Genomic DNA, 5,382 nt, shown 5'->3' with positions numbered 1-5,382 from the left:
GCGGTGACGCCGGGAACCTCCGAGACCTCCTCCTTGACGGATGCCTCGCAGTGGCCGCAGGTCATGCCGGTGACGGTGTAGTTCGTCTTGATGCTCATGGTGATGCTCCTCGTCGTCAGCCGCGGATCCGCGGCCATGTGGTCGATGGCCGCCGGTCGACGGCCCCCGTCTTGCTTGCATGGTCGACGTTATACCCATAGGGGGTATGACGCAAGGCCTTTTTAGCATCACCCTCATACCCACCCGGGGTATGCGCCGCATTACGACGTTCCCACCGCGCAACGAGGGTGCCGGCACCGTCGCAAAGCCCGGGTTTTTGCTTGTAAACTGCACTTTTGAATGTCATTACCTCTGCTTTGGCTGAAATCGGCATTACTTTCCAACAACTTCGCGAAAACGGGAACTTTACGTCCCACACTCCGTTGTAATCACTGAAATCCACCGCCCGACCGGACCGCCGGCGCCACCTCCGGCTCGGCGCCCGCCGTCTTCGGCGCCGGCGTCTCCGGGGCCCTCGACGCAGGCATGACCGCCGACGGCGACGGGGCCGGTGACGGAGCCGAGGCGGCCACCAACTGGGTCACTCAATCCAGTGAGCTCATCCAGAACGCCCTCAACCTGGTCACCGACGGCAAGTTCATCGGCCTGCTGACCATCATGTTCGGCATCGGCCTGGAAATTCAGCGCCAATCCGCCATCCGCCGCGGCGAGAAGTGGCCCGGCCGCTACCCGTGGCGCGCCGGCCTGTTCGAGGAACGCGGCGCGCGGCTGCGGAAGTGGACGATGGGCCTGTCCTTCGGCATCGGGCTGCCCATCGACTGGTACCTGCGTCTGTCCGACCCCGGCTTCGCCGGCACGACCCGCTACATCACCTCCGCGATGGTCGCCTTCGGCGTCCTGGCGCTGGTCGCCGAGTTCTACGTCCGCCACACCCGCCGCGCCGACGCCGGCGACATCCCCGCCGACAAGGTCGTCGGCCCCGTCGGCCGCGCCCTGTCCCTGGTTGGCCGCATGGCGCTGACCTGCTACATCGGCCAGAACCTGATCGCGTCGATCATCTTCTACGAGTGGGGCTTCGGCGTCGCCGACATGATCGCCGGCCAGTGGTACACCTACTGGACGCTGCTGATCTACCTGGGCATCGCCGCCCTGCTGGTCGCGTTCTCCGCGCTGTGGCTGCGCCGCTTCCCCCGCGGCCCCGTCGAGCTGGTGTGGCACTGGTCCTACGAGGCCATCTGCGCCGCGCTGGACCGCCGGAAGGAAAAGAAGGCGGCGAAGGCCGCGGCGAAGAATGCCGCCGCCGGCAAGACGAACAGCGCAGCCGCCGCCACTGGCTCCGCTTCTCCCTCCGCGACCTAGCGGAACGCCACCTCGCCCACCGGCCGGCGGAGTTTGCGGGAATGCAACTCCGCCGGGTTGGAGGACATCGCCTCGCAGGCCCGCACCGCCGTCATCAGATGCTCGACCTTCGACGCCTGGTAGAACGCCCGCGCGGCCTTCGGCAGCTTCGGCTGGTCATGCAGCGGCATATCGGACACGCTCAGCAACGCCCCATACGGCACGCGGAAGCGGTACCCGTTGGCGGCGATGGTCGCCGACTCCATCTCCACGCCGATGGCCGTGGATTTCTGCAGCTCACGGTAAATGTCCGACTGCGCCCGCCACTCCCAGTTGCGGTCCGACGTCGACAGCACCGTGCCCGTGCGCAACCGCTTGCGCAGCTCGTCGCCGTCGAGCCCGGACACGCGCCGCAGCGCCGCAGTCACCGCCATCTGCACCTCGGCGATCGGCGGGATCGGCTTCTCCAGCGGCACCAGGTCATCCAGCACCCCGTCGGCGCGGTCGTAGCCGTTGGCCAGGATCATGTCGCCGATCCGCATCCGCCCGTCCAGGCCCGCGCAGTGGCCGACCATCATCCAGCAATGCGGCCGCAGCACCGCCAGACAATCGGTGATGGTCTTCGCGTTCGAGGGACCGACGCCGATGTCGATGATGGTCACCCCCAGCCCGTCCTCGCGCACCAGGTGGTACGCGGGCATCTGCGCCGACGACGCATGCGCGCGGCACTCCGCCGGCCCCGGCACCTCGCCGATGGGGAAGGACACGTCGCCCGGGCAAATCAGATGCGTGTACGGGCTTTGCGACGTCCCGCCGCCTGCCACCGAGTCCTCGTCCACCTCGGTGCCGGCGTCCGGGCCCGCGGTCTCGATGAAAGCCGGCCCATCGAAGTCGGCGGCGGACGCGGGGGGCACCGTGCCGTCGTCAAGCGAATCCGCCAATGACGCCGCGTATTCCAGGAACACGTCCGTGTGCAGCTGGTAATTGGTGAACAGCACGAAACGCTGAATGTGCTCCGCGCTGGACCCCGTGTAATGCTCCAGGCGCTGCAGCGCCAGATCGACGCGCGGCGCCGCGAAAAGACTCAGCGGCTTGATCGGCAGCGACAGGAAATCGGCCTCGCCATCGGCGATGACGTCGTCGACGAACGCCGAATCCACCGGCGTGAAACCCCGGTCGATCACCGCCAAATCGATCGCATCGAGACCCTCGACCGGCGGCGCGTCGTCGAACGTCGGCGTCAGGCGCAGCGGGATCGGCGTATCCGACACCCGGACCTCGATCTCGCCGCCGTGGCTGGCCAGCAAATCCCCGATCTGCTCGCGCAAATAGCGCGCGAACAGGCGCGGCCGCGCGATCGCCGTCGCGTACGTGCCCGCGCGGTCGACGAAACCGTGCGACAGCGCCGCATCGACGCCCTCCACCACATCGACCGTGAACCGCAGCTCCGGGTAGCAGGCCGTCACCGGCGCCGGGGCCTCCCCGCCGGCAGCCCGGTCACGGCAGGCGTCGGCGTAGCAATCGACCAGGTAGGAGGTGTTGGCGTCGTAGATCTCGATCAGCCGGTCGACTGCCGCAGCCGGGTCATCGTAGAAATCGCCGTCGCCCGTGGTGGTGGCGAAAGGGGCGCTCATCGGGGGTCCTCCATCGTCTGGTCCATCGTCTGGGCCATTGTCGGGTCCGTTGTCGGGTCCATCAGCAGGGCGGCCATCGTGCCGCCGAGTTCCAGCAGCTTTTCGTTCGTCGCGTCGTCGGGTTCGCCGACGAACTCCACCGGCTCCGCCGCGATCTCCCAGCCGAAACCGGTGGTCAGCGAGCGGATGGCCTTCGCCGCGCCGGTGACGTCGTAGCCGCCGCGGATCCACCACGACACCGGGCGACCCTTGGGCACGTCGCCGGCCTCCGCGGCCGCGTTGTACTCGGCGAACGTCGAGTCGAAGAAATGCTTCAGCGCGCCGGAGATGTAGCCGAAGTTCGCCGACGTCCCCAGCAGGTACGCGTCGGCGGCCAGCACGTCGGCGGCGGTGGCGTCGAGGGCCTCGACGACGCGGACGTTGACGCCCTCGATCTCGGGGTGGCGGGCGCCGTCCAGCGCGGCGTCGCGCACGGCCCGGAGCAGCGGCGTCGGCGAATGGTGCACGACCAGCAGCGTCGGCCGGGAGTCGTTGGTGGCGTTCATGGCCCCAGGCTAGCGACGGCGCGGACCACCCGCAGCGCACCACAGTGCCGAAACGGCGCCGCCATCGCCCCGCTTCATGGCTAACCCACCCCGAATGGTGTAACCCACCCGTTATAGCGGGTGGGTTACACCATTCGGGGTGGGTTAAGCGCGGAGGACGCGGCGGGCGTGCGGAAAACGGCGGGCACGGCAGCGGCGGCTCGTCAGCGGAAAACGACCTGCTCACGGGGAATGGCCATCAGGTCGAACACCTCGGGCAGGTCGGCGATGCGATCGACGTCGCTCAGGTCCATGCCCATCAGCCCTTCGGCCACGGCGTCTTCGCCACCCGCGCCACCGCCGGCACGCAGCGAATCCAGGATCCACCGCTGGGCCTCCCCGGCCGAGACGTCGCGCAGCGTCACGTCGCCGTCGCGCTTGGCCAGCCGCCGCCCCTCGCCGTTGACCACCAGCGGGACGTGCGCGTACGTCGGTTCCGGTGCCCCCAGCAGGTGCGCCAGATACGCCTGGCGCGGCGCGGAACTCAGCAGGTCATCGCCGCGGACGATCTCGGTGACGCCCTGGTCCGCGTCATCGACGACGACGGCCAGGTTGTACGCCCACATCCCGTCGGCGCGCCGCAGCACCATGTCATCGACCGCATCGACGATCGTGCCGTGCAGCGCGTCCTCGGCCCGCCATTCGCGCACGTCGGCGCGCAATCTCAGCGACGGCCCCCGCCCGGACGCCGCGAGCTCCGCCGTCTTCTCGGCCCGCGCCGCCTCCGACAGGTCGCGGCAGGTCCCCGGGTACGCGCCGGGTGCGCCGTGCGGTGCCCCGCCCATTTCCGCCAACTCCCGCTGGATGTCCTTGCGGGAGCAGAAGCAGGGGAAGGTCGGCAAACGGCGCAATGCGTCGTCGTAAAGCGAATCGCGCTCGGACTGGCGCACGGGCTCGCCGTCCCAGTCCAGGCCGATGGCCGCGAGGTCGGCGAGTTGCTGCTCCTCGAATTCGGGGCGGGACCGCTGCCGGTCGATGTCCTCCACGCGCACCAGGAACCGCCCGCCGACGGACCGCGCCCGCGCCCACGCGATCGCCGCCGTCCGCAGATTCCCCAGGTGCAGGTGCCCGGTCGGCGACGGCGCGTAGCGGCCGACGTACGCGGGCCCGGCGTCCCGATCAGCTTCGTCCATGTCCCCACACTAAAACGGGTTGGCTTGACGACGCCCACCTCCCCGCGTCCGGCCAGGCGCCGCGGCTGCGCCGCCGATTCACGACCGGGCATCCGGCGGTATCGTTGACACATGAGCAACTACGTCATTTTCCTCGGTTCCCTCCGCAAGGAATCGACCAACCGACAGTTGGCCGAGGCCTTCATCCACCACCTGCCGGAGGGCGACACCGCCGTCGTCTTCGCGCGCCTTCGTGACGTGCCGTTCTACGACCAGGACCTCGACGTCCCCGGCCAGGAGCCGGATGCCGCCCGCGAGCTGCGCGAGGCCGTGCGCGACGCGGATGGCCTGGTCATCATCACCCCGGAGTACAACCACACCGCGCCGGCCGTGATCACCAACGCCATCGACTGGTGCTCCCGCCCGATGGGCTCCGGCGTGCTCATGGGCAAGCCGTCGCTGGTCATGGGCTTCACCCCGGGGCCGCGTGCGCTGGTCGGCGCCACCGCCGTGCTGCGCGAGGCGCTGGAGACCGTGCAGGCCAAGTGCGTCGCCACCGACTACACCTGGGGCGACGCGTACACCCTGCTCGACGGCCGCCACCCGAAGGACGTCGACGAGGTCGTCGGCATCCTGAGCAAGGCGCAGGCCGAGCTGGCCAAGCTTGCCGACGCGACGCCCGACCGCGTCGATCCCCGCGCCGGCGGCGGCGTC

6 protein-coding genes are annotated in these 5,382 nt (G+C 69.4%); 2 read left to right on the top strand and 4 right to left on the bottom strand.

Going from position 1 to position 5,382, the window contains the following annotated elements:
• Positions 1-98 (bottom strand): cation transporter (locus GX015_RS00500; protein WP_291341975.1); only part of this gene is annotated, 98 nt, incomplete at its 3' end.
• A 427-nt stretch (positions 99-525) separates the two neighbouring features.
• On the opposite strand from GX015_RS00500, the gene GX015_RS00495 reads away from it, so the two are divergent.
• Positions 526-1,359 (top strand): DUF418 domain-containing protein, encoded by an 834-nt coding sequence (locus tag GX015_RS00495; RefSeq protein ID WP_291341973.1) that lies wholly within the window; start codon positions 526-528, stop codon positions 1,357-1,359.
• On the opposite strand, the gene GX015_RS00490 is transcribed toward GX015_RS00495, so the two are convergent.
• From GX015_RS00490 to gluQRS, 3 genes are all read right to left on the bottom strand, one after another.
• Complete coding sequence (locus tag GX015_RS00490; RefSeq protein ID WP_291341971.1) at positions 1,356-2,972, bottom strand: AMP nucleosidase; 1,617 nt, start codon at positions 2,970-2,972, stop codon at positions 1,356-1,358. The two genes, GX015_RS00495 and GX015_RS00490, sit on opposite strands and share 4 nt — an antisense overlap.
• A complete protein-coding gene (locus tag GX015_RS00485; RefSeq protein WP_291341969.1) occupies positions 2,969-3,517 on the bottom strand; it encodes a flavodoxin in 549 nt (182 codons plus the stop codon). Before GX015_RS00485 ends, GX015_RS00490 begins: the two co-directional genes overlap by 4 nt.
• Before the next feature lie 203 nt (positions 3,518-3,720).
• Positions 3,721-4,689, bottom strand: a complete 969-nt coding sequence (gluQRS, locus tag GX015_RS00480) for a tRNA glutamyl-Q(34) synthetase GluQRS (protein WP_291341967.1) — start codon at positions 4,687-4,689, stop codon at positions 3,721-3,723.
• A gap of 111 nt (positions 4,690-4,800) precedes the next feature.
• Between gluQRS and GX015_RS00475 the strand changes: the two genes are divergently transcribed.
• The coding region (locus tag GX015_RS00475; RefSeq protein ID WP_291341965.1) for an NAD(P)H-dependent oxidoreductase at positions 4,801-5,382 on the top strand (582 nt) is incomplete at its 3' end.

The organism is Corynebacterium sp., from assembly GCF_012837295.1.
GTDB lineage: Bacteria > Actinomycetota > Actinomycetes > Mycobacteriales > Mycobacteriaceae > Corynebacterium.
This window is presented reverse-complemented; position numbering and strand designations above follow the sequence as displayed.

Coding starts and splice junctions, on each gene's coding strand:
- GX015_RS00495 (WP_291341973.1), top strand. CDS start 526: ATGACCGCCGACGGCGACGGGGCCGGTGACGGAGCCGAGGCGGCCACC.
- GX015_RS00490 (WP_291341971.1), bottom strand. CDS start 2,972: ATGAGCGCCCCTTTCGCCACCACCACGGGCGACGGCGATTTCTACGAT.
- GX015_RS00485 (WP_291341969.1), bottom strand. CDS start 3,517: ATGAACGCCACCAACGACTCCCGGCCGACGCTGCTGGTCGTGCACCAT.
- gluQRS (WP_291341967.1), bottom strand. CDS start 4,689: ATGGACGAAGCTGATCGGGACGCCGGGCCCGCGTACGTCGGCCGCTAC.